This window comes from Clostridia bacterium, assembly GCA_035628995.1.
In the GTDB taxonomy this organism is placed as follows: domain Bacteria; phylum Bacillota; class Clostridia; order Lutisporales; family Lutisporaceae; genus BRH-c25.
The window spans coordinates 43,583-70,169 of the sequence record DASPIR010000035.1 but is presented as its reverse complement, the minus strand read 5'-3'; the positions used below and the strand labels follow the sequence as shown (position 1 = coordinate 70,169).

Genomic DNA, 26,587 nt, shown 5'->3' with positions numbered 1-26,587 from the left:
TCCCAAACACACTAATTCTTTTCATAAAAGCCCTCCTATATATAATTAACTTAATTTGCTTATCAATCTATCAAGGTACACAGACTTCATTTGCCTGCTTGCCATGACCTGCTTTAAAGGCGGAAGCTTCAGTATCGCAGACAATATTGCAGCCATGGCTCTATGACTTGCAAATGCGTGGTTGTCAAAAATCAGGTTTTGAAGCGTGCCTTTTTCAATAGCCATTAGGACTATTCTATGCACGGAGTTGACAGGTGTGATAATTTTTTCTGTGCGTCTTTCCAATTCAATAGCACTTCTTGGGCAAGACCTCGCACATATACCACAGCCCAGGCACACCTCTTTGTTTATACTGACTTTGCTATTTGCAGCATCAGCTTCAATTACCCCGATAGGGCAGGCTTTGATGCATTTGCCGCACTCGATGCATTTGTCTCCGCTTACGCTGGGTATAAAGCCTGTGGTCTGGACCGGATGAAGCATGCCGAACTTGCGTGCTGCTACCATCGCCTCGCAGCAGCAGCCGCAGCAATTGCATATGAAGGTAACGCCACTTCTTACATTTTCGCCGCATTGCACAAGCTTGCTTTCATAGGCTTGGTGCAAAAGCTCCATGCATTCAACCGCATCAACCTTTCTTGCATGATTATGCTTAATCAGTGAAGCTGCCGTATTATCGAAGGTCATGCATATCTCCATAGGCGCGTCACATGCCCGTCCTACATGCTGCATTTTGTGACGGCAGTAGCAAGTGCTTATGCCAATGTGAGAGGCGCTATTGATTATATGACTGGCTCTTTCAAAATCCAATATGTTAACTTCATTATCCCTTGAAAGCACTTCCTCTAGTACAAAAACTCTTCCGAGCTTGGTTTCGGTACCAAAAAACAGTTCCTTTATGAAATCCTCTTCCACGTTCAAATACTGATAGTATAGTTCGCCTAAAAGCTTCTGGTCTATGTCACCTCTGGTCCTCATCAGCGAAAATTCTATAAAGCCTGCCATGGGTGGGGGAAGCACATACTTCAGAACTCCCTCATGTTCAGTATCAAGAAGTATAGCCCTACTGGCCAGCTCTTCCAGAATCAGCTGGGCCTGAACCTCATTGATTTTCCATATTGCTGCGGCAGCTTTCGCTGTAAAGGGCTTTATAGGCAGTTGCGCTGCAAGCTCCGCCTCTTTTTCACTAAACAGCATGCTTAGGATTTTATATAGAGTTTCAGAGGGTGGTGCTCCCTGGGGAAACCTGTTCAGTCTCTCCTCCAAGCTCTTATATGCAGACTTCCCGACCACGTGAGACATATAATCACCCCAATACGTTTTGCTATCCAAATTATATCATATTATTTTAAAAATTATTCCATTAAACTTGTAATACGTAGAAAGTATAGGGAGATAATAAAATCATTATTCTATACCGTAATCCCATCTGAAAGGAAGAATTTGAATTGAAAGTAAAAGAGTCTCTAACCTGCACAAAGTGCAATGGCACCCATTTCACCGTAAAACGTGAAGCAACCTATTTGTACAGCTACAACCTTGACACTCCTGATACAGGACAATGGAGCATAGATCCCGAAGCGCTGCCTTTTTTGTTTGACAATAGAGAGCTTATGCAAAGTCATGAGTACCTAAAGTGTGAGCAATGCGGAGCAACCTTTCCCTGCAGCTTGGACGACCGCAACAGTACAATAAATTTTACTATTGAACGTAAAGCCATAAGGGCTGACAATGTGACTAACCCTGACTTTCTTGGATGATAACTCCTACTACAGAAAAAGAGCCTTAAGGCTCTTTTATTGCTTTTTGCTTATAGCTGCTCTGCAAACTAGAATGCAAAGTTGCCATTCCTAAATACAGGCACTTCTTTTCCCTCTGTTGTAGTTCCTGTTATTTCAAGGTCCCGTGATCCAACCATAAAGTCTACATGCATAAAGGAATCATTTACTCCTGCATTCTCCAGCTGTTCCTTTGTCATGCCATCACTGTTCTTTATACATATTGGGTATGCCTTTCCTATTGCCAGATGACAGGACGCATTTTCATCGAAAAGTGTATTGTAGAACAATATTCCTGATTTTGATATCGGTGAGTCATATGGAACCAATGCAACTTCCCCAAGATAATGGGCTCCTTCATCTGTTTCGATAATGCTTTTTAAAGTATCATAACCCTTCTCCGCAGTATAATCCACAATTCTTCCGTCTTTAAAAGTAATTGAAAACCTGTCAATGATACTGCCATTGTAGCTAAGAGGCTTGCTGCTTACTACTCTGCCATTAATCCCTGACTTTTTGGGTAAAGTGAATACTTCTTCCGTTGGCATATTGGCAATGAATTCAAGGTTTTCGGGTGTGTACTCGGAGCCACCCAGCCATACATGACCATCAGGAAGCTCAACTGTCAAATCAGTACCTAATGAATTTTTATAACGCAGCAGCTTAAAGTTATTGGTATTTAAAAAGCCTAAACTGCGCTTAAGATTGCTTTTATGCTCTTCCCACGCAGCAACAGGGTCTTCTGTATCTGCCTTGACTGTCTTAAATATCTCCTGCCAAAGTCTCTCTACCGCTTCCACTTCTGAAACTTCCGGGAAAACCATTTTAGCCCATGCTGCTGAAGGAATTGCTACTACACACCATGGATTTTTGTTGCTCATAAGTCTATCCCTATATTCTTTTACTGCTGTTTGAGTTGTTCTGATGTTCTTCATTATTCTCTCAGGGTTTACATCCTTCATTACCTCTGGATCATCATCCTCAATTGTCAAAAATGCAGCGCCTAACCTGGCATAAGATACATAGAACTCCTTTCTCCACTGAGGAAACTCTTCAAAAACCTCCTCTGGAGCATGTAAGAACCTGATTCTTGAGAATAAATCATCTCTCCAATTAATTACTACATCCTTTGCCCCTTCCTTGTAGGCGATTTCGGCTATTTCCCTTGTAAAATCCGCGCAACTTACGGGTGTACTGATTACGAGTATCTGCCCCTTCTGAAGATTTATCCCGGCCTTTACAATAAGGCGGGCATACTTTTCTAGCATAACTTTATTCATAGCTTAACTCCTTCTATTATTTAATATGGTCTTTTAAAACATACTGTCGGCTTCTCGAATATAGCTTGTCAATATCTTAGCAGATTTAACCAGTAGCTCTTTCTCATCTTCAGACAAATCCAAAATATTCACCTTTTCTATTCCCCTTTTGCCTAGTTGAACAGGGACACTTAAAAACACATCACTTAACCCATATTCCCCCCTCAGCATCGTAGAAACAGATACTATATCCTCTGAAAAGCCCAGAATGCATTCAATGATTTTAACGGCAGACAAGGCTATTCCATAACAGGAATGCACATTGCCAAGCCTTATGTTCCACCCTGCCCTTTCAGTTTCTTTTGCAATTTCCATCTTGTCTTCAGCGCTTATAAGCAGTCCCTTCATATCCAGGTAATCCTCCAACGGAGTGCCACCGACCTTTACCCTGCTCCATAACGGAATCATAGAATCGCCGTGTTCTCCTATTACCTCTGCTTCAATGGTGGAGGAATCAATTCCGAGCTTACTGCTGATTATATGTCTGAACCGCATGGTATCCAATAATGTCCCAGAGCCGATAACCCTTTCAGGTGGAAAACCAGAGAGTTTATATGCCACATAGGTCATCGCATCCAGAGGATTTGTCACTATTATGATTACCGCTTTGGGGCTGTATTTTGCCACCTCCGGAATAATTTCCTTAAATATATTTATATTATTTTTAAGCACATCCATTCTGGTTCCATTCTTGTCTGCCATCGCTCCCACAGTTATAACAACAATTTCCGAATCCTCGGTCGCCTCAAAGCCCCCATATCTTACTTTGATACCTCCTGCAAGGGGTCCGCAGTGGGATAGGTCTGAGGCCTTTGCCGCACCTTTTGTCGCATCTCTGTTCACCAATACGATTTCCGATACCAACTCTTTAAGCATGAGGGCATATGCTACCGTCGGACCTATAGTACCGGCTCCGACTATAGTAACTTTACCTGCTTTATCTGCCACAAATATCACCCCAAAACAACTTTATTAAAAGACCAATCCACTCATTATTATAATTGATTTATATGTGCATGCCTACCAGAAATTCAAGTTTGTGCCAGGCCTTACTCCTTCTTTTTCAAAAGTAACTATATAAATATCTTCCTCAACTTCAGCTTCATCTAATTTCCTGAAGCCCAGCTTTAAGTATAAGCTCACAGCCGGCTGGTTCTTCAATCCGGTGGAGACAATTATCCTTTCTATTCCCTTATTCATATCCTCAATGAACTCTATCATTTGTCTGGCTATGCCTTTTCTGAAATACTCCGGGTGTACTGCAACTCTATAGATGTCCAGCAAGCCTTCCTCCAGCTTATACGAGATCAAACCTGCCAGCACTTCATCCTCATAATAGCCGTAGAAAACTTCATCGCACTGAATTATTGTGTCTATAGTATCCTTCAAGGGAGGAATATCATAAAAGTCAATGAGCTCTGCCTCCATTATATATGACCTTTTCTGCAAATCTACTATTTGTTCTGCTATTTTGCTATCCTTGGTATCTAATCGCTTTATCACTGTATCTCCTCCTTCTTGCTTTTTCTTCTTTTCAATTACTTTACTTCTATGTATACAGTACAAGCTTTTTCCCAAGCTGTCTATAAAAAAAAGATAAGAACTCATAGTAAGCTATTTATAATATAGTGCAGTTATGTAAGTTAAAGAAATATCAATTGTTGTAATATTCGGACTGAATTTATATAATTAAGTTAAGTGAATTAAGATTGACCCAAATGAAAATGGCGAGAGATATCTATAAGGATAGCCGAAGAAGCAATATGAAGAGCAAGCCTTCTTTTTATAGACACTTTCAGGCAAATGGATCGCCATTGGATGGACCTCTGAAGAGTCCGCTAAGCGGCGCCGTAGGAGAAATACATTTTGAGTGTAGAAGCTCTCAGGCAAATAGACAGAGGGATATAATGGCAGGTTTAATTATTATGCTATTATATCCCTTTTTTATTTGCATAATATATAACTATCCATGACATTAATTGATATAAGCAGCATGGATTATTGAACTACACAAAATTAAAAGGAGGAGCATGCTAATGAGTGACCCAAAAAAGACAGCCCTTTACAATGCCCACGGAAAATACGGTGGAAAAGTCATCGATTTTGCAGGATGGGCCCTGCCGGTGCAGTATGAAGGCCTTACAGCAGAACATGAAGCTGTAAGAAACACTGCAGGACTTTTCGACGTATCCCATATGGGTGAAGTTGAAGTCAGGGGAAGCCAGGCAACAGATTTTGTCCAGAATCTGGTCACCAATGATGTGTCAGTAATGAATGAAACCCAAGTTATTTACGGCATGATGTGCTACCCTAGCGGAGGTATTGTTGACGATCTTCTGGTCTATAAGCATACTAATGATTTTTATTTGCTTGTAATCAATGCCAGCAACGTTGATAAGGACTTCCAATGGATGAAGGACAATGTAGGAAACTATGATGTTGAGCTTAAGAACATTTCCCCAGACGTATCGGAAGTTGCTCTGCAAGGACCAAAAGCACAGGAAATACTGCAGGAGCTCACTGATACAGACCTCAATGAAATTGCTTTCTTCTACTTCAAAACTAATGTTAAAATAGCAGGCAGGAACTGTCTGGTATCCCGTACCGGCTACACCGGAGAAGACGGCTTTGAAATCTATATGAAGCATGAAGATGCTGAACAGGTATGGGATAGAATACTTGAAGCAGGTAAAAATAAGGGCGCAATGCCAACAGGACTTGGTTGCAGGGATACACTCAGATTCGAAGCCAATCTGCCCCTTTATGGAAATGAGCTTTCACCAGAAATCACACCTTTGGAAGCAGGCTTCGGCAACTTTGTAAAGCTCAACAAGCCTAATTTCATAGGTAAAGATGCACTTGTAAAACAAAAATCAGAAGGCTTGAAGAGAAAGATAGTTGGATTTGAGATGGAAGGCCCTGGAATAGCGAGACATGGATATGATGTATTATCCAATGGCAAGGTTATTGGCTTTGTGACAACCGGTTACAACTCTCCCACAGTAAAGAAGTCTATCGGTCTGGCAATGGTTGATATCGAATATGCTGTGCTTGGTGGCCCATTAGAAATTCAGATAAGAAAAAATGCAGTGAAGGCCAAGATTATAAGCAGGAAATTCTATAGTAAGAACTACAAAATGTAAAAAAGGCATCAATTAAATATTTTAACGACTAAGGTAGCCTTTTTTGAAACTCGTTTACGGAGCGTGACAGATTAATGTGGAATAAACGCTCCTACTCGTTATAATACAAAATAATAATTTGGAGGAATGTAAAATGGAAACAAAATCAGGATTGCTTTATTCAAATGATCACGAATGGGTTAGAATCGAAGGGGAAAAAGCCTATGTAGGAATTACAGATTACGCACAACACGCTTTAGGTGAAATCGTTTATGTAGAATTACCAGCAGTAGGTGACCAAATCAATGCCGGAGACGTTTTCGGAGTTATCGAATCCGTAAAAGCAGCTTCTGACTCATACCTCCCGATTTCCGGTAAAGTACTTGAGGTAAATGAAGCGTTATCAGATTCACCACAGCTTATAAATGAGGATCCATATGGAAACTGGATTGTAATAGTAGAATTAACAGACAAAGCTAGTATCAATACCCTCATGAACGAGCAGGAGTACAAGGAATTCTGCAGTAAGGAGGCATAATATGCATAGGTATATGCCAAATACCGAATCTGATGAAAAGCTGATGCTTGATAGCATCGGAGCAAAGTCAGTTGAAGATTTATTCATAGATATACCAAAGGAACTCCGTCTTGGGAGAAAGCTTAATATCCAAAGCGCTCTTTCAGAGTTGGAGCTTTCCAGCCATATGAAGAGCCTCAGTGTTTCAAATAAAAGTACTGACGATTTAGTCTGCTTCCTTGGAGCAGGCGCATATGACCACTATATTCCTTCTATTGTAAGACACCTGGCAATGAGATCAGAGTTTTATACTGCATATACTCCCTATCAACCGGAAATAAGCCAGGGTACCCTACAAATCATTTTTGAGTATCAGACAATGATTTGCAGCCTGACCGGCATGGATGTCACCAATGCCTCAATGTATGACGGAGCAACTGCCTGTGTTGAAGCCGCTATGATGGCAGTAGAGCAGGCAAGGCAAAGTTCAATAATTGTATCAAAAACAGTACATCCGGAAGTCAGAAAGGTACTGAAGAGCTACATGAGATTCCGTGATGTAAATGTTATTGAAGTTGATATGGCAGACGGTGTGACTGATGTTGAAAAGCTGAAGACTCTTGCAGCTGCAGGTACCGCCGGTGTTATTGTACAGAACCCCAACTTCTTCGGAATAATTGAGGATTTGACAGAAGTTGAAAAGATAACCCATGAAAACAAAGCAGTGCTAATAGATTATGTAGACCCTATCTCTCTGGGAATACTGAAAAGTCCCGCAGAGTCAGGAGTGGACATAGTCGTTGGCGAAGGGCAGTCCCTGGGTAACACCATGAGCTTTGGAGGACCTTACTTGGGATTCCTCGCCACCACCTCCAAGCTGATGAGAAAGATGCCTGGAAGAATTGTAGGCCAATCTGAAGATGTTGATGGCAAAAGAGCTTTCGTACTGACGCTGCAGGCTAGAGAGCAGCATATCCGCAGGTACAAGGCAACCTCGAACATCTGCTCCAATCAAGGACTTAATGCTCTTATGGCTACAATTTATATGACTACCTTAGGCAAGGAAGGCATTAAGGAGGTAGCAGAGCAAAGCGCAAAGAAAGCGCACTACGCAATGAAGCAGCTTACGAAAAACGGGAAATTCAAGCCGATGTTTAATAAGCCTTTCTTCAAGGAATTCGCGGTAGTTGGCGAAGCTTCCGGCAGCAAGGTTAATAATGAGCTACTGAACCAGAACATCCTTGGAGGCTTTGAGCTGGATAAGGAATATCCTGAACTAAAGAACGGATTACTTCTATGTGTTACTGAAAAGAGGACAAAAGAACAGATTGACAAGCTAGCCCAGGCAATGGAGGTAGTAAGATGAAGAATTACAATAAGCTGATTTTTGAGCTTTCAAAAGAAGGAAGAAAAGCCTATAGCCTACCACCTTGCGATGTTCCGGAAGCTGGACTGGACAGCATAATTCCTGCTTCATTCTTAAGAGAAAAGGAAGTTGACCTGCCAGAGGTTAGCGAAGTAGATGTGGTAAGGCACTTTACAAACCTCTCCAATAAGAATTATGGCGTTGATACAGGCTTCTACCCTCTGGGTTCCTGTACAATGAAGTATAACCCCAAAATAAACGAGGATATAGCAGCCTTTGATGGATTCAGCAATATTCATCCTCTCCAGCCTGTGGAAACTGTTCAGGGAGCACTTGAACTTATGTATAATCTTGATAATATGCTTTCTGAGATAAGCGGGATGGAAAGGGTCAGCCTTCAACCTGCGGCCGGAGCTCATGGAGAACTGACAGGATTGATGATTATCAAGGCATACCACGACAGTCGCGGAGACAGCAAAAGAAACAAGATAATAGTTCCTGACTCCGCCCACGGAACAAATCCAGCAAGTGCAGCTGTTGCCGGTTTTGAAATTGTGGAAATAGAATCTAATGAAAACGGAGCTGTTGACCTTGAAAAACTCAAGGCCGTACTAAGTGATGAGATTGCCGGCTTAATGCTGACAAATCCGAGCACCCTTGGTCTTTTCGAGCAAAACATAAAGCAAATAGCTGACCTGGTTCATGAAGCAGGAGGACTGCTTTATTATGACGGAGCAAATGCAAATGCAATCATGGGAATAGCAAGGCCCGGAGATATGGGCTTTGATGTAATTCACCTCAATTTGCATAAGACCTTCTCTACTCCTCATGGCGGAGGCGGGCCAGGAAGCGGACCGGTAGGAGTCAAAAGTAATCTCGTTAAATTCCTCCCTGTCCCTGTTGTAGAGAAAAAGGGTGACTCCTATGTACTTGACTATGACAAACCTTATTCCATAGGCAAGGTCAAAAACTTCTATGGTAATTTCGGAGTGGCAGTAAAAGCCTATGCCTACATACTCTCTATGGGCGGAGAAGGCTTGAAGGAAGTAAGCCAGAAGGCAGTACTCAATGCAAACTATATAATGAGCAGGCTGAAGAACCATTACGATGTGGCAATAAAACAGATATGCAAGCATGAATTTGTTTTGGGCGGACTTCTGGAAAACGAAAATCATCTTTCTACACTGGATGTTGCTAAACGTCTTCTCGACTATGGCTATCATCCTCCGACAATTTACTTCCCGCTCATAGTACATGATGCTATCATGATAGAGCCGACAGAGACTGAAAGTCTGGAAACTCTTGATACCTTCATCGACATAATGATTAAAATTGCCGAAGAAGCCAAAGTGAATCCGGAAATATTAAAAACGGCTCCCCACGATACAATGGTAAGAAGAGTTGATGAAGTTAAAGCAGCAAGAAATCTTATAATAAAATGGGACGGCAATAAACAATAGACGTTGCAATAATTGCAGAACGATATGAAGGAGGTACGGGAATGCTATTTGCACATGATGGAAATATCGAAAAAGCTCTGAAAGACAGTATCGAAGCATCTGTAATAGAAAGAATAGCAAAACTCTGTGATACCTGAGACGCTGCAAGCGTGCTTGCACATGCCTGGGGCGTGAAAGAGATGGTAGATCCAAGCCAAGCTGCCGAGGTTAAAAAATATATGGAGAGCGCAGCAGGCTCCAATATAACCCTTGACGACAACAGGGTGGCAACCCTGCTTAAGGGCGACGTTAAAGAAAAGGACAATGAAGCGATATTGATTTTCCGTTATCAGTTAATAAGCTAAGTTAAAGTCATTGCGAGCTGCCATATGGCAGCTCGCAATGACATATACGGCTATAAAGGAGTTGGGGGTAATGAAGTTAAATGTATTGCATTTAGGAAGATGCGATTATAAAGAAGCCTGGGATGTGCAGCATGACATCCTGGAAAAAAGGCAAAAATGTGAGATTGGGGACACCCTAATCCTGGTTGAACACCCCCCTGTCATAACACTGGGAAGGAACGCAATAGAGTCTAACGTAGTTGTGCCTGAGAAATATCTTAAAGATAATGGAATCGGAGTATATAATATTGAGCGGGGCGGAGATGTAACCTACCATGGCCCTGGCCAGATTGTAGGATATCCTATAGTCGGATTGAGAGATAAAGGCATCGGCATCAGAGAATTTGTAGAAAGACTTGAGAATACCTTTATTAAACTGCTCAAAGAAAACTATCACATCGATAGTGGAATAAACCCTGAGTTCCCCGGAGTATGGGTAGGAAGCAACAAGATTACTGCTATTGGCTTGGCAGTGAAGCGTGGTGTCACTATGCACGGCTTTGCTTTTAATGTGAACACAAATCTGGAGCATTTCAAGCTTATTGTACCTTGCGGAATATCCGGAAAAGGCGTTACCTCCCTGCAGCGTATTACAGGGAACGATATAGACTTTGATACTGCTAATAAAATGGTACTTGATTACTTTTATAAGACTTTTGATTATGATAGCTTCGAAGAGCTATCCCTTTAATTATACATTGCCCTTCCAGGCAAGGCTTTGCCTGTCAGCGATGCGGCTTCAACCCACGACTGGGTAATATTAAGGAATGTTTTAATACATTAAAACTAGGGGGTGAATTCTGTGGAAATGAAAAGAAAGCCTGAATGGCTTAGAATAGATTTGAACAAAGGACGCAGCTTGGATTATGTAAAAGAGATTCTTCAACGCTTCTCCTTAAACACAGTATGTGAAGAGGCAAATTGCCCGAACAGAATGGAATGCTTCAGCAAAAAGACTGCAACCTTTATGATACTGGGCAGCCAATGCACCAGAAACTGCCGCTTCTGCAATGTTACTCATGCAGAACCACAAGTTGTTGACCCGGATGAGCCGCAGAATGTTGCTAAAGCTGCCCTTGAGCTTGGGCTAAAGCATGTTGTTATAACTTCTGTGACGAGGGATGATTTGCCCGATGGGGGAGCAAAGCACTTTTCCAAAGTGATTAAGGCAATAAAGGCACTAAAAAGTGATATGGTTGTAGAGGTGCTGATTCCTGATTTACGGGGGAGCTTTGAAGCATTGGAGACAGTTGTAAAAGCAAAACCGGAAATATTGAACCATAATGTTGAAACAGTGCCGAGATTATATTCGGAAGTACGTCCCTCAGCCCTATATGAGCGCTCTCTGGAGCTTTTAAAGAGGGTAAAGTCAATAGACAGCAGTGTGTTGACCAAATCAGGAATCATGGTAGGCCTTGGGGAGAAGGAAGAAGAAGTCATTGAGGTATTTAAGGACCTGCGCTTGGCAGGCTGCGATTTCCTGACCGTCGGACAATATCTGGCTCCAAGTGCAAAGCACTATCCGGTCGTAGAGTATATATCACCGGATGTTTTCAAAATGTATAAGGAAAAGGCTCTGAGTCTGGGCTTTTCCTTTGTTGCTTCAGCTCCTCTTGTAAGAAGCTCCTATAATGCAGCTGAGATGCTTGAAGGAAAATAGAAAACTGCGACATAAAGGAACGGGGAGTACTGGAACCACTGATTTCCTTCGGAAAAACACTGAAACCCACTGAATACACGGCGGAAAAAATATTCTGAGACATTAATGATAATCGATAATGAAGTAACCATCAAAATTCTCTATTGTTGCAATATATTATATAAAATTAACAGTGTTATTCCGTAGGAATCCGTGGAACATCCGTGTGTTCAGTGGTACCCGTTTCCCCGTTGCTTTAGACGCATTATTTATTAAATGTAAATATACTTAACTTGGACTTATTTCTTAACGACCGGTACCCATACTTCACAGCGGTAATCTTCAGCCGTAGTATCTCCCAGAGGATAGACCTCAAGTTCGGGCGCTTCCGCATGCTCGTAGCCTGTTGCCGGCAGCCATTCCTGATATATTTTTTCTATTACCTTTTGTATAGCTCCGGGCAGCGGTCCGACAGAGGTAAATACAGCCCAGGTTGCAGCTGGTATTGTTCTCACTGCTAGATTGCTGTCCTTTGTGATATCATTACCCTCTACAGCAATCATATAGGTAAACTGTTCCTTTTCAAACTCCATATCCATACATATACCCAGCAAATCTTTGCCCCCAGAAGCGACACACAGTTTTTCGACTGTGCCATCCTCGTAGCATTCCCCCCAGAATTCAGGAATGCGTCTGAGGTTCTCTCCATCCTTGCAAGAAACCTTTATAACTTTGCCTACTACCTCATATTCGTTTCTCTCTACTATCCTATAATCCATGTCTCTATCTCCTTTTCGTTTCATGCTTCAATAGCAGCAGCTGCTTAACATCGTTGAGTTGCAAATCACTTTTCACTTGAAGCATCAACCATAAAGTCCCGTTAAAGGGCTTTGCAGTTCTAACTTTCTGAAGGGCTTCTGCCGTAAATTCCTCAGATAAAGCCTCAATTACGGGCAGCAGATTCAAGGTAATGACAACCAATGCTACAAAGCTGTCCTTATCAGGATACAGAGTACAAAGCGACTTGCCGGATTTCTGGTACTTCACGTTCCATCCGGGCTTTGCTGTGCACGTGCTGTGCATTATCTTGGGTGAAACGTTATATCTCTGCTGAATAAAATGGTTAATCTGCCTCCACAGCTCCTGCGCAGGCAGATTCATATATTCATCAATTTCATTATAGGTAGGCATATGGCTTCCGTCCAGTATAAGGTCTTTTTTATCCATACAACCCCCTCCTTCATTTAAAATTATCTGATGTATGTAATGAGGTTAGGCTTCCTGTCAGGTGCGTTGGCAACTGCATCTTCCTTATACCCAAGCACAGCCGAATAGTAAGGCTTGTAGCCCTTGGGTATTTTCAGTTCTTTTCGCAATTCAGGACCTTGTGGTGAGTTAAAAGCAAACATGACAAAGTAAATCCAGCACGACCCCAGCCCGATGGACTCTGCGGCGAGCAACAGATTCTGAGTAGCAGCAGCGCAATCCGCTTCGAGAGGTATGGCCTGTTCTTTGCCAGAAACTAGGATAAGTGTCGGTGCACCATAGAAACAATTGTATGACTCATTATTCGCTATTTCACTTAAACCTTCAATATCCAGTTGCTTAGCGGCTTCTTTAGCTGCAAGATTTAGTCTGCCCATCAGCTCCTTGTTTTGAATTACTGTAAAATGCCACGCCTGGTCCCCAGCATTAGGAGCATAAAGTCCAGCTTCCAGTACCGCCTGTAATTCTTCCTTCTTGATCTGTTTCTCTTTAAAACTTCTGATACTCCTGCGCTGCTTAATGATTTTTAAAGTCTCATTGACAATCATCAAATCATTCCTCCAATAGTTGTATTCTATGCTTCCTCCACTTTAAAGCGGAGAACCGTCTGCAATTTTTCAGTTGGGGTTTTTCGTGCATCAGAGATATAGATTTCCCTATGAACCTTGGATACCCTCTTCAGATTGTTGGCCTTGCAAAACTCCTCCATCTTGACAAAGGAACCCGGCTCATTGTCATATGAGCCTAAGTGCATCATTTGCACACACATCCCATCTTCAGTACTTCCAAACCTGGCCTTTGAAAGCATCGGATGCTTTGTCTTCTTTAATGTATTTTCCAAGGCGGCCTGCGCCACCTCTTCAGTTACAAAATCCGGTTGTCTTATCATAATAGTATATATCAAGCTGTCCTTGTCCAATACTTCCAATCCTCGCGCCTCTGGAGCCAAGTCCCAGACTCCCTCCAAGGGGAATACCGTGTATTCAAAATATCCTTCCGGGGTCACACCCTTCTTAGGCATCATTTTCACTGCATATGCAAGTGAGTACAATACTCCAACTGCCTCAGAAAATTCCTCGCTGTTCGGATTGCCTTTTCCATCAAGCATGAAAAACTTCGTAGGAGGCACCATCACCATCTCCGGCTGATTCTTCGGCAGATACAATTCCTTGGCTTGCTTTTTCCATTCATACTTCATAAATGTACCTCCTATCTGGTTTTTCTCTATTTGACCGGGAACATTATCTTAGTCAACAGCTCGTTTTCTGGTACATCCATGGGTGAATTGTAATAGAACTCGTAGGATACACCTGTTGCTGCAAGTCCGTTTTCACCTATCCATTTGTTCATGGCATCATATGCCGGCACCATCTCTGCATAAGGCCCTTTGTACATGCATGCTGCATACTTGCCGGCTGGAATCTCTTTTGCTTCAATTACGCCTCTCCCTGCAAGCATTTTAGAAACCGGGAAGCCCATCTCCACATCAAGATGCTCCATGTCCATGTTGTAATAGGCAGTAAACGCTGCATCTGTTGGTTGTTCACCAATTTCATTAAGATACTGTATTATGCTCCCATAGGCTTTGCCAAGTTCTTGAGGAAGATTCCCCACTGCAGTGGTCTTTCTGATAGATAGTACAGGCTGTACTCCCTGCTCTTTCAATTCTATTTTATAATCCATTATTATAGCCTCCTTTGGCTTTTCTCTTGATTATAACACTGCATATATGACATCTGTATGTCATGTTCCTAGAGAATATTTTTCATATATTCCTTTTGAAATGTCTGCAAGCATTTTTCGAATATGAGGGGGATTAATTACCTCCACACCCATTCCGAAGCTCAAGATAAAACCATAGAGCCAGTTGTTTTCCGGAAGCACTGCTTTCGCCAGAAGCCTTCCGTCCTCCAGCTTCTCCAATTCTACACCGAACCATTCTGTAACAACGCTTTCCATCTCTTTTTCAAATATTAGCTCGAGGGAAATCATATTTTCAGGAGTTTTCCACTGATCCTCATAAGTAAGCTGCCCCATGGACACCTTCTTCGGTTCATAGCAAACTTCCGATGCAGTAAGCTCCCTCATCCTGGACAGCTTAAAGAGTCTGAAGTCCTGCCGAGCATGACACCAAGCATATAAATACCACTTCTGCCCCTTTAGCACCAGAGAATAAGGTTCAACCCTGCGGCTTGTCCTCTTGCCTTCGGAATCTATATATGTAAATTCTATTTCCTTATGATTTTCTATTGCCTTTCTAATGCTTGCAACGCTTTCCTTCAAAAGCTCATTAGCTCCCCATGGGGATAAGTCTATTACAAGCTGTTTTACCTTTGAGTCGAGATTCTCCAGCTGCGATGAGGACATTATATTCTTGAGCTTCTCCATGAGGACACCTTGCCTGCTGTCGGGTATTGTTCCGGCAATGCCGCTCAATGTGGATATAAGGGTAGACATATCATCCTCTGTTAGTACACTTCTGTCCAAGCGATAACCATCAGCAATACCTATTCCCCCATTTGCCCCCTGATACGTCACAATAGGTATGCCCGCAAGATTTATAGCCTCTACATCCCTAAGTATTGTTCTGACAGAAACACCAAACGTATCTGCTAGCTCTTTGGCTTGTATCCTTTCTTTCCGAAGCAGCAGCACCAGAATAGAAACCAACCTGTCAAGCTTCAATTTATCACCACCTGCCAACAAAAAAATCGCGTATAGATACAATATCTATACGCTACTATCACCTTATAATCCTCTTATGAACGGGAGATATTTTAGAATCCTTACCCTCAAATACTCCCCTCAGCCTCCCAAGTGAATACCCCGAGACAATGGGCACCAAGCCTAGGAATAGCAAGTAGAGTCTTAATGATGAGGAGGCTTTGAACAAAGATAAAAGTGCAATCAATATCAATGCGCTTATAGCCCTTCCGGCATTCAGCACCAGATCCTTGTTAATCATATATTCTATCCTCATACCTTCTTCATGGTTCCGGTCTATTACATTAAATGTCGCAGAGTTAAGCTGTATTAAAAAGAACGGGAGAAGAAAGGCATCCATCATTATATAAAAAACCAGTGTTCCATATGCCACATTGATTGCTAAGGCCAATACTGCTATGGATGAGCCGAATACACCTATTAGAATTGACAGCCTTCTATGAGGAGGCTTTATCACCCTCTGTACAAGGACATATGATGCAGAGGATATCAATGAGCTGATTAGGGTGAGTTTTCCTAAGGAGAGCTCACTTTTGGTTGCCTCAATAGTCAGTATGTTCACCAGAAAGACTATGATCACATCTCTGAATCCCCAAAGGGTGGTGGATGTTCTTACAATGCTCCATTCTTCGCAATTGCGTGAGAAGGCCTTTTTAAAATCCAACCTGTGCCCGTAACTCTTGCATCTTAGCAGCAAACTTACCAGAGTAAGAACCACAAATGTGGTCAGTGTCATGGTAAAAACCATATTGTAGCCCTTTGTCCCTTTGAAAATGCTTATTATATAAGCAGAAATCATAGGTGAAATTGCGGCAGCTATTCCGGCACTGCATCCATTGAAGCCATTGAAGGTATCTCTGTTGTTCATATGGGTGAAGTCAAAGCTGAGGGTATTGAAGGCAAGCCAGTAGAACCCTGTTGCCATACCGTAGATGATCCCCAGTAAGTATATATAGTACGTACCTTTGCTGCCCCAGAATAGTATCAACATGAAGAACAACACATAAGTCAGAAGCCCAATCCTCAGGGACCATATCCCATTTTTCCTTTTTGCCAATATTCCCGCAAGAACAAAAGTTATGGGCGTAGCAATATAATGGGTCAGATGATATATTGCAATCACCACATACTCATTCGTTTGTTTCCAAAAGAATACATTCACGAATATATTTGATAGTCCCATGGCAAAAGTAAATAAAGCACTTATAACCAACAAAATCTTAGCTTCTTTACACATAAGTTCCTCTCCTTGGCTTTCGTCACACCCTTTTATTATTTACACAATGCCTAACTATATCTAAATCAATTTTTAGCAAAGAATCCAAATAATTTAAAAAGAGCGTATTTCGTGCAAACCACCTATGCCCTCTTTCTCGAACCTAGTGCAAGCAGAAAAAAGCTGTTAATCAGTACAAACACAATGCCCAGGCCTCCAAGACACTTTATCGCAAAAGCCAGCGAATACCTGTCTCCAAGCATCCCCACAAAAGGAAAAACTGTTATCATAAAGAAGCTGAACACCATACTGGCAAAGGAAAGTATCGTGGCACGATTCTCACTGGGTATCATCTTGTTTATATAGTCACTCATAGCAACATACACGATCTCTTCTGTAATCATAAGAACTATAAAGAATACAAAATGATATGCACTAAGTGCTATGCCCCATAAGCATGCTACCGTGACAAAGGGTACAATCAGCAGGATGCCTTGTTCTTTTATTACTTTTTCAATTTTATGCACCTGAGGCGCCGTCAAAGCCGAGACCAGATATGCGGCTGCGTAGATAACACCTATTGCTGCCTCATTATAGCCATTACCCTTCATGAAATTCTGCAAATAAAAGAATATGCAGGTACAAAAGGTAAGTATTATCTCTGTGAATACTATTAGAGACCCTATCCTCGGATTTTCCCTGACAACGCTTATGCTCTGCTTGAGCTGATTTACAAATATGTTTCCCTTCTGTTCTGCCTCATGCTTCCTAGCAATGGATGGCTCCTTAAAGCTAAAGGACTGCAGCAGAGCGATGGCGCCTATAATAATTGTTAGTGTAAAGGCTATGCCATAGCTCTTTGTAGCCATGTAACCCCCCAGCAGGAAGGATACAATACCGGCAACCTGATAGAAGACTTCCTTATTGCCGGATATTTTCATGTACTTGTCTTCTTCCCCTATTTCCTTTAGGGAATCATATAAAAGAGCATCCCCGGCACCTGACTCCAGGTTATAAGATAAGGCTGTGAAAACAAAGGATATTGCAAACCAGAGGAAGTTATCCGCTGTAAGCAGTATTATGACGCTGACGAGTGAAAGCACCCGTCCACATATTCTGCTTATCTTCCTGCCGAATATGTCCGCTACAGCTCCGGTAGGAACCTCCATAAAAAACGAGGTTATATGGAATATCGTCTCCAGCAGCCCCAATTGGGTAAGGCTCATGCCTTTGCTGGCAAGGTATATCATCCAGATCCCCCTGGTCAGGTCAATATTTTGAAGTAATGTATATATATAATTTTTGTTTATATTTTTCTTTAATTGAATTTTATAATCCATGATTCTATTCTCCTTAAACGCAAAAAATCCCTAAGTAAAACCTTACTTAGGGATTAAAGCTATCAAATTTTATTAGTAAAGTTTGGTTTTTCAGTTTACATAATATTCAATTTTGGATACACTTCTCCCTTGTGCTCCAAAATCTCCTGTAATAGCGTGTGCATTAGCCAGATATTCAATTATTCCAGCATTGATATTTACCATTATATTTCTCCGTTTGAGTATTATAGGCTTATTGTAATATATTTTATTAGCTACTACAAGGGTTTTTCAATATAATACAGTCTATCTTCATTATAATGTGGTTGTCTGGAGCTATTTGTGATATAATTGCTTGGTGCCTCGTAAAGTATATCACTTCTAAAGCAGGCGCGGCACCAAATATAGGAAGTGCATTTTTAACACTTGAACAACAAGAAATTTGTTGTGTTAAAAAGCACTTGGTGTTTAAAAATTTAACTAGTTAAAGGATGGTATTAGTTTTGATCAGTACAAACAATGTAAGCCTACGATATGGCGGAAGAAAATTATTTGATGATGTTAACATAAAGTTCACTCCAGGCAACTGTTATGGTCTCATAGGCGCTAATGGCGCAGGAAAATCCACGTTTCTAAAAATTCTCTCCGGAGACATTGAGCCAAACACAGGTGATGTATCCATTACTCCTGGAGAGAGACTTGCAGTTCTTAAGCAGGACCACTTTGAATTCGATGAATTCGCAGTGCTGGAAACTGTAATAATGGGTCACAGCAGACTTTATGCAATAATGAAAGAGAAGGAAGATCTCTATGCAAAGGAAGACTTCTCTGACGAGGATGGAATGAGAGCTTCAGAGCTTGAAGGCGAGTTTGCAGATCTGAATGGTTGGGAAGCAGAGTCTGAAGCTGCAACACTTCTTACAGGCTTAGGTATCATGGAAGAGTCCCACACCAGGAAGATGAAGGAGCTGAATGGCTCCGATAAAGTTAAGATACTTCTTGCACAAGCTTTATTTGGTCATCCTCATATTCTGCTTCTGGATGAGCCGACAAACCATTTGGATATCAAATCTATAAGATGGCTTGAAAACTTCCTTTTGGATTTTGAAAATACTGTTATAGTAGTATCCCATGACAGACACTTCCTCAATAAAGTGTGTACACACATGGCAGATATAGACTATGGCAAGATAAAGGTTTATGTGGGCAACTACGACTTCTGGTACCAATCCAGCCAGTTGATGCTGCAGATGTCCAAAGACAAGAACAAGAAGACAGAAGAAAAGATGAAAGACTTACAGGAGTTTATCATGCGATTCAGCGCCAATGCCTCAAAGTCAAAGCAGGCGACCTCCCGTAAGAAGCAGCTGGAAAAGCTTACCCTTGAGGATATACAACCCTCTTCCAGAAAATATCCCTTTGTCGGCTTCAAGCCGGACAGAGAGGCTGGTAATGAGCTTTTAACTATAGAAAATTTGAGTAAAACAGTAGACGGCAAAAACATCTTTAGTAATGTCAGCTTTAGAATCAATAAGGGTGATAAGGTTGCTTTCGTTGGATCTGACGGTATAGCAAAGACAACACTATTCAAGATACTAATGGGTGAGCTGGAAGCTGACAGTGGAGAATTCAAATGGGGAATCACTACTTCGCAGTCCTACTTCCCCAAGGACAACTCCGAATTCTTCACTAATGTAGATCTCAATCTTGTGGATTGGTTAAGACAATATTCTGAAGATAATGCAGAACAGAAAACAGAAACCTTTATCAGAGGCTTCCTTGGAAGAATGCTCTTCTCTGGAGAAGAAGCACTTAAGAGTGCTAAAGTACTCTCCGGTGGTGAGAAGGTCCGCTGCATGCTTTCAAGAATGATGCTAAGCGGCGCAAATGTCCTGCTCCTTGATGAGCCGACCAACCATTTGGATCTTGAGTCCATTACAGCAGTCAATGAAGGACTCACAAGCTTCCCTGGTACGATACTATTTGTATCTCATGACCATCAGTTCATACAGACCATTGCCAACAGGATAATAGAGATTACTCCTAACGGGCTTGTTGACAGACAGATGAACTATGATGAGTATTTGGATAATGAAGATTTGCAGAAGCAGATAGAAGAAATGTACAAATAGGAAATATGATTATAAAAAGGCAGTCGACTTAATGTCAGCTGCCTTTTTGTTTTGTCTTCTTATTTTTGAGGGTCCAATATTTCTCCTCTGGAGATTATCTTCTCCTCAATTTTTATTTTAAAATCCCTCTCGCATCTTCTCACAAAGGGAACTTCCTTTTCTGTGACAATGAACACTGACGTTCCGGGCTCTCCCATTCTCCCCGTTCTTCCCGCTCTGTGCAGGTAGCCTTTGGGATCCCCAGGCAGGTCCAGATTGAATATATGTGTAACTCCCTTGATATCCAGCCCCCTGGCTGCCAAATCTGAAGCAACCAGAAGCTTTATATCGCCTTTCCTGAAGCCTTCCAGAGCCTTCTTCCGCTCTTCTTTGGAAGCATTTCCTGATATATCGTAAGCGCTCAGATGATGATACTGCAGCTTAGCAGTAGCTAATCGCAGCTCCTCGCTATTATTGATGAATACTATGGCCCTTTCAGGCTTTACTGAAGCTACAAGCTTTCGCAGCACCTCAATCTTATCCCTTTGATCTGCTACCAGATATATATGCTCGATATTAGGGCTTATTTCCCCTTCATCCTCTACGCGGACTACTTGGGGGTCCTTCATTAACCCCATGGCAGTATTCAAGGTCTTTTCAGTTATTGTGGCTGAAAAGAGCATCAGCTGCCTATCCCTTAAGGTTGTTTTTATCACATCCTTGACGGTGCCCAGGTTATGCTCATCAAGCATTCGGTCACCCTCATCAATAACTATGGTCCTTATTGTCTGTGCGTTTATTTTTCTCCTTTTTATAAGCTCCAGCACTCTGCCTGCAGAACCTACAATTATGTTGGGCTTTTCCCTGAGCTTTTCTATCTGTCTGGTGATGTTCACCTCTCCTATTATTGCTGCCGAAGTGACAGCAACTCCAGAGCTCTCAGAGAGGAGTCTTATTTCTTTCTCAATCTGCATGACCAGCTCATGGGTTGGTGCTAGTATTAATGCTTGCATCTCCCTTTTTCCTGTGTCTATCCTTTGAAAAATAGGCAGCAGGAACGCCAGTGTCTTTCCGCTTCCTGTCGGTGACTGACCAATGATATCCTTGTTCTCCAAGGCTAATTGTATAGAATCCGCCTGTATCCCTGTGGGCTCTGTAATTCCCTGTTTTTTCAAGCCCTCCACCAGACGGGGATCCAATCCCAGTTTATCAAATGTATCTATCATATTTATCCCCTTGCTATACAAAATGTGATAAGTTTGGTATTATTTTTCCCATTTCTACTATTTCATAACCAACTCTATCGGGCAGTGATCCGACCCCTGCACCTGTGGATGGATGTCTGCGCTGACCAGCCTGTCAGCCAGCCTTTCAGAGATGCAGAAATAATCTATGCGCCACCCTGTGTTGTTGGCTCTTGAATTGAAGCGATAGGACCACCATGTATAAGCGCCTTGCTTGTCAGGATTGAAATAGCGATAAGTATCTATAAATCCTGCTTCCAGCAGTTCGGTGAACTTGTTCCTTTCCTCGTCGGTAAACCCTGCATTTCTCCTGTTGCTGTTGGGGTTCTTCAAATCTATTTCCTTATGTGCTACATTCACGTCCCCGCAAACCACAACAGGCTTCAATTTGTCCAAAGCCTTGAGATGGCTTCTGAACTCATCCTCCCACTGCATCCTATATTCCAGCCTTTCCAGCTCCTGTTTAGAGTTGGGAGTATATACAACAACGAAATAAAAGTCTTCAAACTCCAGAGTAATGACTCTTCCTTCCTTGTCATGCTCTTCCTTGTTTATTCCATAGGTGCAGCTTATCGGCTCAATTCTGCTGAACACTGCGACCCCGGAATAGCCTTTTTTCTCCGCATAATTCCAGTACTTATGATAACCTTCCAGCTTCAAATCTATCTGTCCCTCTTGCAGCTTGCTCTCTTGAATGCAGAAAATATCAGCATCCACTTCTTTGAAGTATTCCAAAAACCCCTTTTGTGCACAAGCTCTAAGACCGTTTACATTCCATGAAATCAGCTTCATACAAATCCCTCCAGGTTATTTATCCTATGCATTATGATTATTTTAGCATTTATCCGGCAATGTGACAACTTATGGCAATATCCATAGACGAAAATCACAGTATCAAAGTAGTTTTTGCAATCATAATACCCACATGTTCGCATAAATATAATAAGCAATCATTGAGTAAGGAGAGTGAGTTTTTGATGTATTATAATTATTACAACCCAAGTTTGTATGCACCAAAAAAAGGTTATTTAAAGGTTAACGGAGTGGGCACGGTAAAAGCTATTCCAGATACAGCCATCATCAACCTGGGCGTTGTGACGGAAAACCTCAGTCTGGAAGCAGCACGAAGGGAAAATGCAGTGAAATCAACTGCAGTTATAAACATGCTCACTAATATGGGCGTTGAAAAAAAACAAATAAGCACAGGAGCCTTTTCTATTGATCCTTTATACGATTTCATTGACGGAAAGCAAACCTTCAGGGGATATCGTGTTTCTAACCTTCTAACTGTGACTATAAAAGATATTGCCCGAGCAGGAGAGGTTATAGACAAAGCCACCTTTTCAGGGGCCAACCGTATTGACAATATAAGCTTTATTCTGTCGGATCAAGCCCATTATTATGATATGGCTTTGAATCTGGCAATTGAGAATGCACTTCATAAAGGATCAGAAATTGCTGCCGCCCTGGATATTGAAATTGATAGGGTTCCCTGCAGAATAATAGAAAAGAGTGTAGGAGCACCTACTTATGATACCTCTCTGGCAAAGCTGTCCGCGCCAGCTACACCCGTAATGCCCGGCCAAATAGAAATCACTTCAATAATTTTGGTTATACTTGGATATAAATGATAAAGCCATCTTCTTATCCAATTAATACAAGCATTTTTTTCTGCAAAGTAAAGATAATAATACTGTAAGTCAAATAAAGATTTTATGGAGGTACGATTATATGCCAGGAAAAAATGCAAAACAACAAGTTCAGGATGTTTCCAGCCAACTTAGCACTGTTAAAAATACATTAACTCAAGCCCTTAATTCTGCTGAAAAACCTGAAAACAAGCAACAGATTCAAAACAGCTTAAATGCAGTGGATAATGCAATTAATACAACAAGCACTGCACTTACAAATTATAAAGACTGAAAATCAAAGGAGAGGCTTACGCCTCTCCTTATTTATCTCTATTCTTCTTTTTTATATAAACAGTAACACCCCTCATGCCGTTGCATATTGTGTAGTGGGACAAACCAAAATACTCAGAAATTATAGCGAAAGGAGGGAAAAAGAATGCCAATGGTAACTTACGACTCTAAACATGAAAAAGATACAATGCCAAAGAAAAGACACGAAGAAAAATGCGAATATACCGAGGAAGCCCAGACCCATAATCATGAATTCCTGGGAAGCACAAAACTTGCTTCAGAAAACGGTGAGGAAATCCATAACCACAGATTTGCAGGAGTCACCAGCGAAGTGATATTTGTACCAGGTGGACATGTACACACCTTTATGACCGATACAGACTTCTTCGACCATCTTCACGGGGTAGGAGGAACAACCGGCCTCCAAATTCTAGTCGGTGGTGGAAAGCATGTACACTTCGCCACCGGTACGACTACGTTTGACGACGGTCACGACCATGACTTCCAGTTTGCCACACTTATAGACGCCCCGCTTGTATAGCTTGGTGTAAAATAATTTTGCCGGCTGAATAAGCCGGCTTTTTCATTTATTCTTTGCTATTCTTTCAGCTAAATCATTAAGGTAAACCCATCTCTCCATCTTTTCCTCCAATTGGCTCTCCATTACTGCCTTTTCATCCATAAGCTGCTGGAGCAGCACATAGTCGCTGGATGTAGCACTTAGTCTGCCTTCTACCTCCTGGAGGTTCTGCTCCAAAAGAGCAATGACATCATCGATTTCCGCATATTCCTTTTGTTCCTTGTAGGAGAATTTCGCCGGCCTTTCCCTATCTCTTACAGCCTCATTCCTTGTGCCTGCCTCTTTATCCTTTTCCTTCATCCTCTGTCCTATGCTGTCGCTTATCTCTTCTAAAGCACCGCTTTCTTTGACATCTGTGTAGTTGCCGGTATACTTCATTATCCTGCCCCTGCCTTCAAAGACAAATATCTTATCTGCTGTCTTATCAAGGAAGTATCGGTCATGAGATACAGCTATAACTGCCCCTGGAAAGCTCTCAATATAATCCTCTAATATGGTCAGCGTTTCTATATCAAGGTCATTGGTGGGCTCATCCAGCAGCAATACATTGGGTGCTTCCATAAGTACTCTAAGCAGGTGAAGCCTTCTTTTCTCCCCGCCGGAAAGCTTCGATAAAGGTGTCCACTGTGCGGCAGACGGAAACAAGAACCTCTCAAGCATTTGGGATGCGGTTATCTTTTCTCCTTCTGCTGTCTCCAGATACTCCGCTCCCTCCTTAATATACTCAATAACTCTCTTGCTATCGTCCATATGATAAAAATCCTGTGAGAATAAACCGATTTTGACAGTCTCGCCAACTTCTATGATTCCGGAATCCAGTTTTGCTATTCCGGCTATGATATTCATCAAAGTGGTTTTACCGCTCCCGTTAGCTCCGATGATGCCTACCCTGTCATTGCGCAGTACTATGTAGCTGAAGTCCTCAATCACTTTATTTTCACCGAAGCTTTTACATATATGCGACAGCTCAATTATCTTTCTGCCCAGCCTGCTGCTGCCCACGGATATTTCCAGCTTTTCCTCCGACAAATCAACGGCTTGCTCGCTTAAATTCTCGAACCTCTCTATTCTTGATTTCTGTTTTGTAGTACGGGCTTTGGCACCCCTGCTTATCCATGCCAGCTCTTTCTTGAATAGAGTCTGTCTTTTACGCTCACTGGCGACTTCACGCTCTTCCCTATCTATTTTCTTCCCTATAAAGTTATTGTAGTTGCCCTTGTATAGATGGAGCTTGCCCTTATCCAACTCAGCAATTACATTCACTATTCTATCCAGGAAGTACCTGTCATGGGTAATCATCAGAAGGGCTCCCTTCCTTTTGCCCAGGTACTCCTCCAGCCAGTCTATTGTCCTGTTGTCAAGGTGATTTGTAGGCTCATCCAATATAAGCAGCTCTGAAGGGTTTATCAAAGCCGCTGCCAAGGCGACCCTCTTTTTCTGACCCCCGGATAAAACTGCAATTTTCTCTTGAAAATCAGTAACGCCAAGCTTGGTTAATACGCCCTTTGCCTCGCTTTCCAAACTCCAGCCATTCATCCTGTCCATTTCACTGCTGAGCTTTAAGAGCTTCTCACAATTAGCCTCAGGGTTCTCCAAAGCTATCTCGTATTCCCTCACCAACTTCATTGCATGAGAATCACCTTTAAAAACCTGCTCCAGCACTGTAGCCTCAGGATCAAAATAAGGAGTCTGCGGCAAATATTCAACAGAAACAGAATTTCCTTTAATGATCCTTCCTGCGTCTGGCTTTTCAATTCCTGCAATTATTTTGAGAAGGGTGCTTTTTCCTACTCCATTTACTCCCACAATGCCTATTTTGTCCCCATCATTTATTCCGAGGCTTATTTCATCAAGCAGTACTTTTTCACTGTAGCTTTTAGTTATATTTTCTATACTTATAAGGTTCATCAGATACCCCTTCTTAATGCCATTTTTTCTTATGGGAAACCGTTTCAAATCATCCCACCTAATTATTTTATCACATTATTCGTTTTGCGAAACACATTTTGCATTATCATTCAAATTTCGCAAAAAGTTACCTTGTTACTGTTGAATTCGCTTTTTCCCTAATATAATTCTTCAGTGCGTTCAACATAGTAAAGAAATGTATAGAATAAAAAGACCACAGTCATAATGATTCGACTGTAGTCAAGTTTTTTGCTATTCACCTTTTATACTATTTCGAGATTACTCCCAGCTCCTCGCCGTACAAATCCACCCTCATGCTCAGTATGTCTGCCAGACCTACAAACTCGCAGCCCACATTGTATCCGACTTCAGTTTTATCTATGCGTACTATTTTTAATACCGCATAAAAATACTTATCTGGAGTCAGTTGAATCTTTGCATCAAAATAGTAGTCCAGTGGCAATTCATGCCCGCAAATGAAGCCTATACCTGACTTTGATATATTATTGACCTTAATGCCTTCATTTATATTGGGAATTAGTTCATAATCCTGCCTAAAAAGTGAAGAAATAGTAAGCTCCAGCGTAAGTGGGAGTCTATCATGTTTTCTTCTTTCTTCCATAGTATATTTCCCTCCTTCATTTACTTGCAATGTTTAAATTGCCCCTTGCTAACTTCTTGCAAATAATTATATCATATTTTCTCTTGTTTTC

The 26,587-nt window shown here is 41.7% G+C and carries 28 protein-coding genes and 2 riboswitches; of the genes, 12 read left to right on the top strand and 16 right to left on the bottom strand.

Annotated features, from left to right (window positions below; all coding sequences use genetic code 11):
- Positions 1-45 precede the first annotated feature (45 nt).
- Positions 46-1,302, bottom strand: coding sequence for a 4Fe-4S dicluster domain-containing protein (locus VEB00_17285; GenBank protein HYF84760.1), 1,257 nt, complete (start codon positions 1,300-1,302; stop codon positions 46-48).
- A gap of 146 nt (positions 1,303-1,448) precedes the next feature.
- Between VEB00_17285 and VEB00_17280 the strand changes: the two genes are divergently transcribed.
- Complete coding sequence (locus VEB00_17280; GenBank protein HYF84759.1) at positions 1,449-1,760, top strand: hypothetical protein; 312 nt, start codon at positions 1,449-1,451, stop codon at positions 1,758-1,760.
- Positions 1,761-1,828: 68 nt separating this feature from the next.
- On the opposite strand, the gene VEB00_17275 is transcribed toward VEB00_17280, so the two are convergent.
- The 3 genes from VEB00_17275 to VEB00_17265 form a co-directional block, all read right to left on the bottom strand.
- Positions 1,829-3,058 (bottom strand): aminopeptidase, encoded by a 1,230-nt coding sequence (locus VEB00_17275; GenBank protein ID HYF84758.1) that lies wholly within the window; start codon positions 3,056-3,058, stop codon positions 1,829-1,831.
- 33 nt (positions 3,059-3,091) lie between these two features.
- Positions 3,092-4,045, bottom strand: a complete 954-nt coding sequence (locus VEB00_17270) for an L-lactate dehydrogenase (GenBank protein ID HYF84757.1) — start codon at positions 4,043-4,045, stop codon at positions 3,092-3,094.
- A 72-nt stretch (positions 4,046-4,117) separates the two neighbouring features.
- A complete protein-coding gene (locus VEB00_17265; GenBank protein ID HYF84756.1) occupies positions 4,118-4,600 on the bottom strand; it encodes a GNAT family N-acetyltransferase in 483 nt (160 codons plus the stop codon).
- A gap of 215 nt (positions 4,601-4,815) precedes the next feature.
- Positions 4,816-4,918: riboswitch (glycine riboswitch) on the top strand.
- Positions 4,919-4,920: 2 nt separating this feature from the next.
- Positions 4,921-4,998, top strand: a riboswitch (glycine riboswitch).
- 135 nt (positions 4,999-5,133) lie between these two features.
- On the opposite strand from VEB00_17265, the gene gcvT reads away from it, so the two are divergent.
- The 7 genes from gcvT (at position 5,134) to lipA (ending at position 11,605) form a co-directional block, all read left to right on the top strand.
- On the top strand, positions 5,134-6,240 hold the full coding sequence (gene gcvT / locus VEB00_17260) for a glycine cleavage system aminomethyltransferase GcvT (GenBank protein ID HYF84755.1): 1,107 nt from the start codon (positions 5,134-5,136) through the stop codon (positions 6,238-6,240).
- A 133-nt stretch (positions 6,241-6,373) separates the two neighbouring features.
- Positions 6,374-6,757, top strand: a complete 384-nt coding sequence (gcvH, locus tag VEB00_17255) for a glycine cleavage system protein GcvH (protein ID HYF84754.1) — start codon at positions 6,374-6,376, stop codon at positions 6,755-6,757.
- A 1-nt stretch (position 6,758) separates the two neighbouring features.
- On the top strand, positions 6,759-8,102 hold the full coding sequence (gcvPA, locus tag VEB00_17250) for an aminomethyl-transferring glycine dehydrogenase subunit GcvPA (GenBank protein HYF84753.1): 1,344 nt from the start codon (positions 6,759-6,761) through the stop codon (positions 8,100-8,102).
- Complete coding sequence (gcvPB, locus tag VEB00_17245) at positions 8,099-9,562, top strand: aminomethyl-transferring glycine dehydrogenase subunit GcvPB (GenBank protein HYF84752.1); 1,464 nt, start codon at positions 8,099-8,101, stop codon at positions 9,560-9,562. Before gcvPA ends, gcvPB begins: the two co-directional genes overlap by 4 nt.
- A 179-nt stretch (positions 9,563-9,741) precedes the next feature.
- On the top strand, positions 9,742-9,906 hold the full coding sequence (locus VEB00_17240; GenBank protein ID HYF84751.1) for a hypothetical protein: 165 nt from the start codon (positions 9,742-9,744) through the stop codon (positions 9,904-9,906).
- 70 nt (positions 9,907-9,976) lie between these two features.
- Positions 9,977-10,636, top strand: coding sequence for a lipoyl(octanoyl) transferase LipB (lipB, locus tag VEB00_17235; GenBank protein HYF84750.1), 660 nt, complete (start codon positions 9,977-9,979; stop codon positions 10,634-10,636).
- A gap of 117 nt (positions 10,637-10,753) precedes the next feature.
- Positions 10,754-11,605, top strand: coding sequence for a lipoyl synthase (lipA, locus tag VEB00_17230; GenBank protein HYF84749.1), 852 nt, complete (start codon positions 10,754-10,756; stop codon positions 11,603-11,605).
- A 278-nt stretch (positions 11,606-11,883) separates the two neighbouring features.
- Here lipA and VEB00_17225 read toward each other — a convergent pair whose 3' ends face one another.
- From VEB00_17225 to VEB00_17190, 8 genes are all read right to left on the bottom strand, one after another.
- Positions 11,884-12,363, bottom strand: a complete 480-nt coding sequence (locus tag VEB00_17225; protein HYF84748.1) for a GyrI-like domain-containing protein — start codon at positions 12,361-12,363, stop codon at positions 11,884-11,886.
- A gap of 4 nt (positions 12,364-12,367) precedes the next feature.
- Positions 12,368-12,811 (bottom strand): DUF3788 domain-containing protein, encoded by a 444-nt coding sequence (locus tag VEB00_17220; GenBank protein ID HYF84747.1) that lies wholly within the window; start codon positions 12,809-12,811, stop codon positions 12,368-12,370.
- A gap of 23 nt (positions 12,812-12,834) precedes the next feature.
- Complete coding sequence (locus tag VEB00_17215) at positions 12,835-13,398, bottom strand: nitroreductase family protein (GenBank protein HYF84746.1); 564 nt, start codon at positions 13,396-13,398, stop codon at positions 12,835-12,837.
- Between the two features lie 26 nt (positions 13,399-13,424).
- Positions 13,425-14,048, bottom strand: a complete 624-nt coding sequence (locus VEB00_17210) for a GyrI-like domain-containing protein (GenBank protein HYF84745.1) — start codon at positions 14,046-14,048, stop codon at positions 13,425-13,427.
- 26 nt (positions 14,049-14,074) lie between these two features.
- Entirely contained in the window at positions 14,075-14,533 is a 459-nt protein-coding gene (locus tag VEB00_17205; protein ID HYF84744.1) for a GyrI-like domain-containing protein, read from the bottom strand.
- 60 nt (positions 14,534-14,593) lie between these two features.
- Positions 14,594-15,535 carry a YafY family protein gene (locus VEB00_17200; GenBank protein HYF84743.1) on the bottom strand — a complete coding sequence of 314 codons (942 nt, stop codon included), beginning with the start codon at positions 15,533-15,535 and terminating at the stop codon, positions 14,594-14,596.
- 58 nt (positions 15,536-15,593) lie between these two features.
- A complete protein-coding gene (locus VEB00_17195) occupies positions 15,594-16,811 on the bottom strand; it encodes an MFS transporter (GenBank protein HYF84742.1) in 1,218 nt (405 codons plus the stop codon).
- A 122-nt stretch (positions 16,812-16,933) separates the two neighbouring features.
- Positions 16,934-18,130, bottom strand: a complete 1,197-nt coding sequence (locus tag VEB00_17190) for an MFS transporter (protein ID HYF84741.1) — start codon at positions 18,128-18,130, stop codon at positions 16,934-16,936.
- A 482-nt stretch (positions 18,131-18,612) separates the two neighbouring features.
- Between VEB00_17190 and VEB00_17185 the strand changes: the two genes are divergently transcribed.
- Positions 18,613-20,241 (top strand): ATP-binding cassette domain-containing protein, encoded by a 1,629-nt coding sequence (locus VEB00_17185; GenBank protein ID HYF84740.1) that lies wholly within the window; start codon positions 18,613-18,615, stop codon positions 20,239-20,241.
- 59 nt (positions 20,242-20,300) lie between these two features.
- Here VEB00_17185 and VEB00_17180 read toward each other — a convergent pair whose 3' ends face one another.
- Positions 20,301-21,446: a DEAD/DEAH box helicase gene (locus tag VEB00_17180; protein ID HYF84739.1), complete on the bottom strand. Its 1,146-nt coding sequence runs from the start codon at positions 21,444-21,446 to the stop codon at positions 20,301-20,303.
- 57 nt (positions 21,447-21,503) lie between these two features.
- Complete coding sequence (locus VEB00_17175; GenBank protein HYF84738.1) at positions 21,504-22,256, bottom strand: exodeoxyribonuclease III; 753 nt, start codon at positions 22,254-22,256, stop codon at positions 21,504-21,506.
- Positions 22,257-22,441: 185 nt separating this feature from the next.
- On the opposite strand from VEB00_17175, the gene VEB00_17170 reads away from it, so the two are divergent.
- The 3 genes from VEB00_17170 to VEB00_17160 all read left to right on the top strand — a co-directional run bounded on the left by VEB00_17170 (position 22,442) and on the right by VEB00_17160 (position 23,927).
- Positions 22,442-23,095 carry an SIMPL domain-containing protein gene (locus tag VEB00_17170; protein ID HYF84737.1) on the top strand — a complete coding sequence of 218 codons (654 nt, stop codon included), beginning with the start codon at positions 22,442-22,444 and terminating at the stop codon, positions 23,093-23,095.
- A 100-nt stretch (positions 23,096-23,195) separates the two neighbouring features.
- Complete coding sequence (locus VEB00_17165; GenBank protein ID HYF84736.1) at positions 23,196-23,387, top strand: EscE/YscE/SsaE family type III secretion system needle protein co-chaperone; 192 nt, start codon at positions 23,196-23,198, stop codon at positions 23,385-23,387.
- 186 nt (positions 23,388-23,573) lie between these two features.
- Positions 23,574-23,927, top strand: a complete 354-nt coding sequence (locus VEB00_17160; GenBank protein HYF84735.1) for a YmaF family protein — start codon at positions 23,574-23,576, stop codon at positions 23,925-23,927.
- A gap of 42 nt (positions 23,928-23,969) precedes the next feature.
- Here VEB00_17160 and VEB00_17155 read toward each other — a convergent pair whose 3' ends face one another.
- Together VEB00_17155 and VEB00_17150 are read right to left on the bottom strand one after the other, a co-directional pair.
- Positions 23,970-25,874 carry an ABC-F family ATP-binding cassette domain-containing protein gene (locus VEB00_17155; protein HYF84734.1) on the bottom strand — a complete coding sequence of 635 codons (1,905 nt, stop codon included), beginning with the start codon at positions 25,872-25,874 and terminating at the stop codon, positions 23,970-23,972.
- A 268-nt stretch (positions 25,875-26,142) separates the two neighbouring features.
- Complete coding sequence (locus VEB00_17150; GenBank protein HYF84733.1) at positions 26,143-26,496, bottom strand: PilZ domain-containing protein; 354 nt, start codon at positions 26,494-26,496, stop codon at positions 26,143-26,145.
- Positions 26,497-26,587 lie beyond the last annotated feature (91 nt).

Coding starts and splice junctions, on each gene's coding strand:
- VEB00_17285 (HYF84760.1), bottom strand. CDS start 1,302: ATGTCTCACGTGGTCGGGAAGTCTGCATATAAGAGCTTGGAGGAGAGA.
- VEB00_17275 (HYF84758.1), bottom strand. CDS start 3,058: ATGAATAAAGTTATGCTAGAAAAGTATGCCCGCCTTATTGTAAAGGCC.
- gcvT (HYF84755.1), top strand. CDS start 5,134: ATGAGTGACCCAAAAAAGACAGCCCTTTACAATGCCCACGGAAAATAC.
- gcvH (HYF84754.1), top strand. CDS start 6,374: ATGGAAACAAAATCAGGATTGCTTTATTCAAATGATCACGAATGGGTT.
- gcvPA (HYF84753.1), top strand. CDS start 6,759: ATGCATAGGTATATGCCAAATACCGAATCTGATGAAAAGCTGATGCTT.
- gcvPB (HYF84752.1), top strand. CDS start 8,099: ATGAAGAATTACAATAAGCTGATTTTTGAGCTTTCAAAAGAAGGAAGA.
- VEB00_17240 (HYF84751.1), top strand. CDS start 9,742: ATGGTAGATCCAAGCCAAGCTGCCGAGGTTAAAAAATATATGGAGAGC.
- lipB (HYF84750.1), top strand. CDS start 9,977: ATGAAGTTAAATGTATTGCATTTAGGAAGATGCGATTATAAAGAAGCC.
- lipA (HYF84749.1), top strand. CDS start 10,754: ATGAAAAGAAAGCCTGAATGGCTTAGAATAGATTTGAACAAAGGACGC.
- VEB00_17225 (HYF84748.1), bottom strand. CDS start 12,363: ATGGATTATAGGATAGTAGAGAGAAACGAATATGAGGTAGTAGGCAAA.
- VEB00_17220 (HYF84747.1), bottom strand. CDS start 12,811: ATGGATAAAAAAGACCTTATACTGGACGGAAGCCATATGCCTACCTAT.
- VEB00_17215 (HYF84746.1), bottom strand. CDS start 13,398: ATGATTGTCAATGAGACTTTAAAAATCATTAAGCAGCGCAGGAGTATC.
- VEB00_17210 (HYF84745.1), bottom strand. CDS start 14,048: ATGAAGTATGAATGGAAAAAGCAAGCCAAGGAATTGTATCTGCCGAAG.
- VEB00_17205 (HYF84744.1), bottom strand. CDS start 14,533: ATGGATTATAAAATAGAATTGAAAGAGCAGGGAGTACAGCCTGTACTA.
- VEB00_17195 (HYF84742.1), bottom strand. CDS start 16,811: ATGTGTAAAGAAGCTAAGATTTTGTTGGTTATAAGTGCTTTATTTACT.
- VEB00_17190 (HYF84741.1), bottom strand. CDS start 18,130: ATGGATTATAAAATTCAATTAAAGAAAAATATAAACAAAAATTATATA.
- VEB00_17180 (HYF84739.1), bottom strand. CDS start 21,446: ATGATAGATACATTTGATAAACTGGGATTGGATCCCCGTCTGGTGGAG.
- VEB00_17175 (HYF84738.1), bottom strand. CDS start 22,256: ATGAAGCTGATTTCATGGAATGTAAACGGTCTTAGAGCTTGTGCACAA.
- VEB00_17170 (HYF84737.1), top strand. CDS start 22,442: ATGTATTATAATTATTACAACCCAAGTTTGTATGCACCAAAAAAAGGT.
- VEB00_17165 (HYF84736.1), top strand. CDS start 23,196: ATGCCAGGAAAAAATGCAAAACAACAAGTTCAGGATGTTTCCAGCCAA.
- VEB00_17160 (HYF84735.1), top strand. CDS start 23,574: ATGCCAAAGAAAAGACACGAAGAAAAATGCGAATATACCGAGGAAGCC.
- VEB00_17155 (HYF84734.1), bottom strand. CDS start 25,874: ATGAACCTTATAAGTATAGAAAATATAACTAAAAGCTACAGTGAAAAA.
- VEB00_17150 (HYF84733.1), bottom strand. CDS start 26,496: ATGGAAGAAAGAAGAAAACATGATAGACTCCCACTTACGCTGGAGCTT.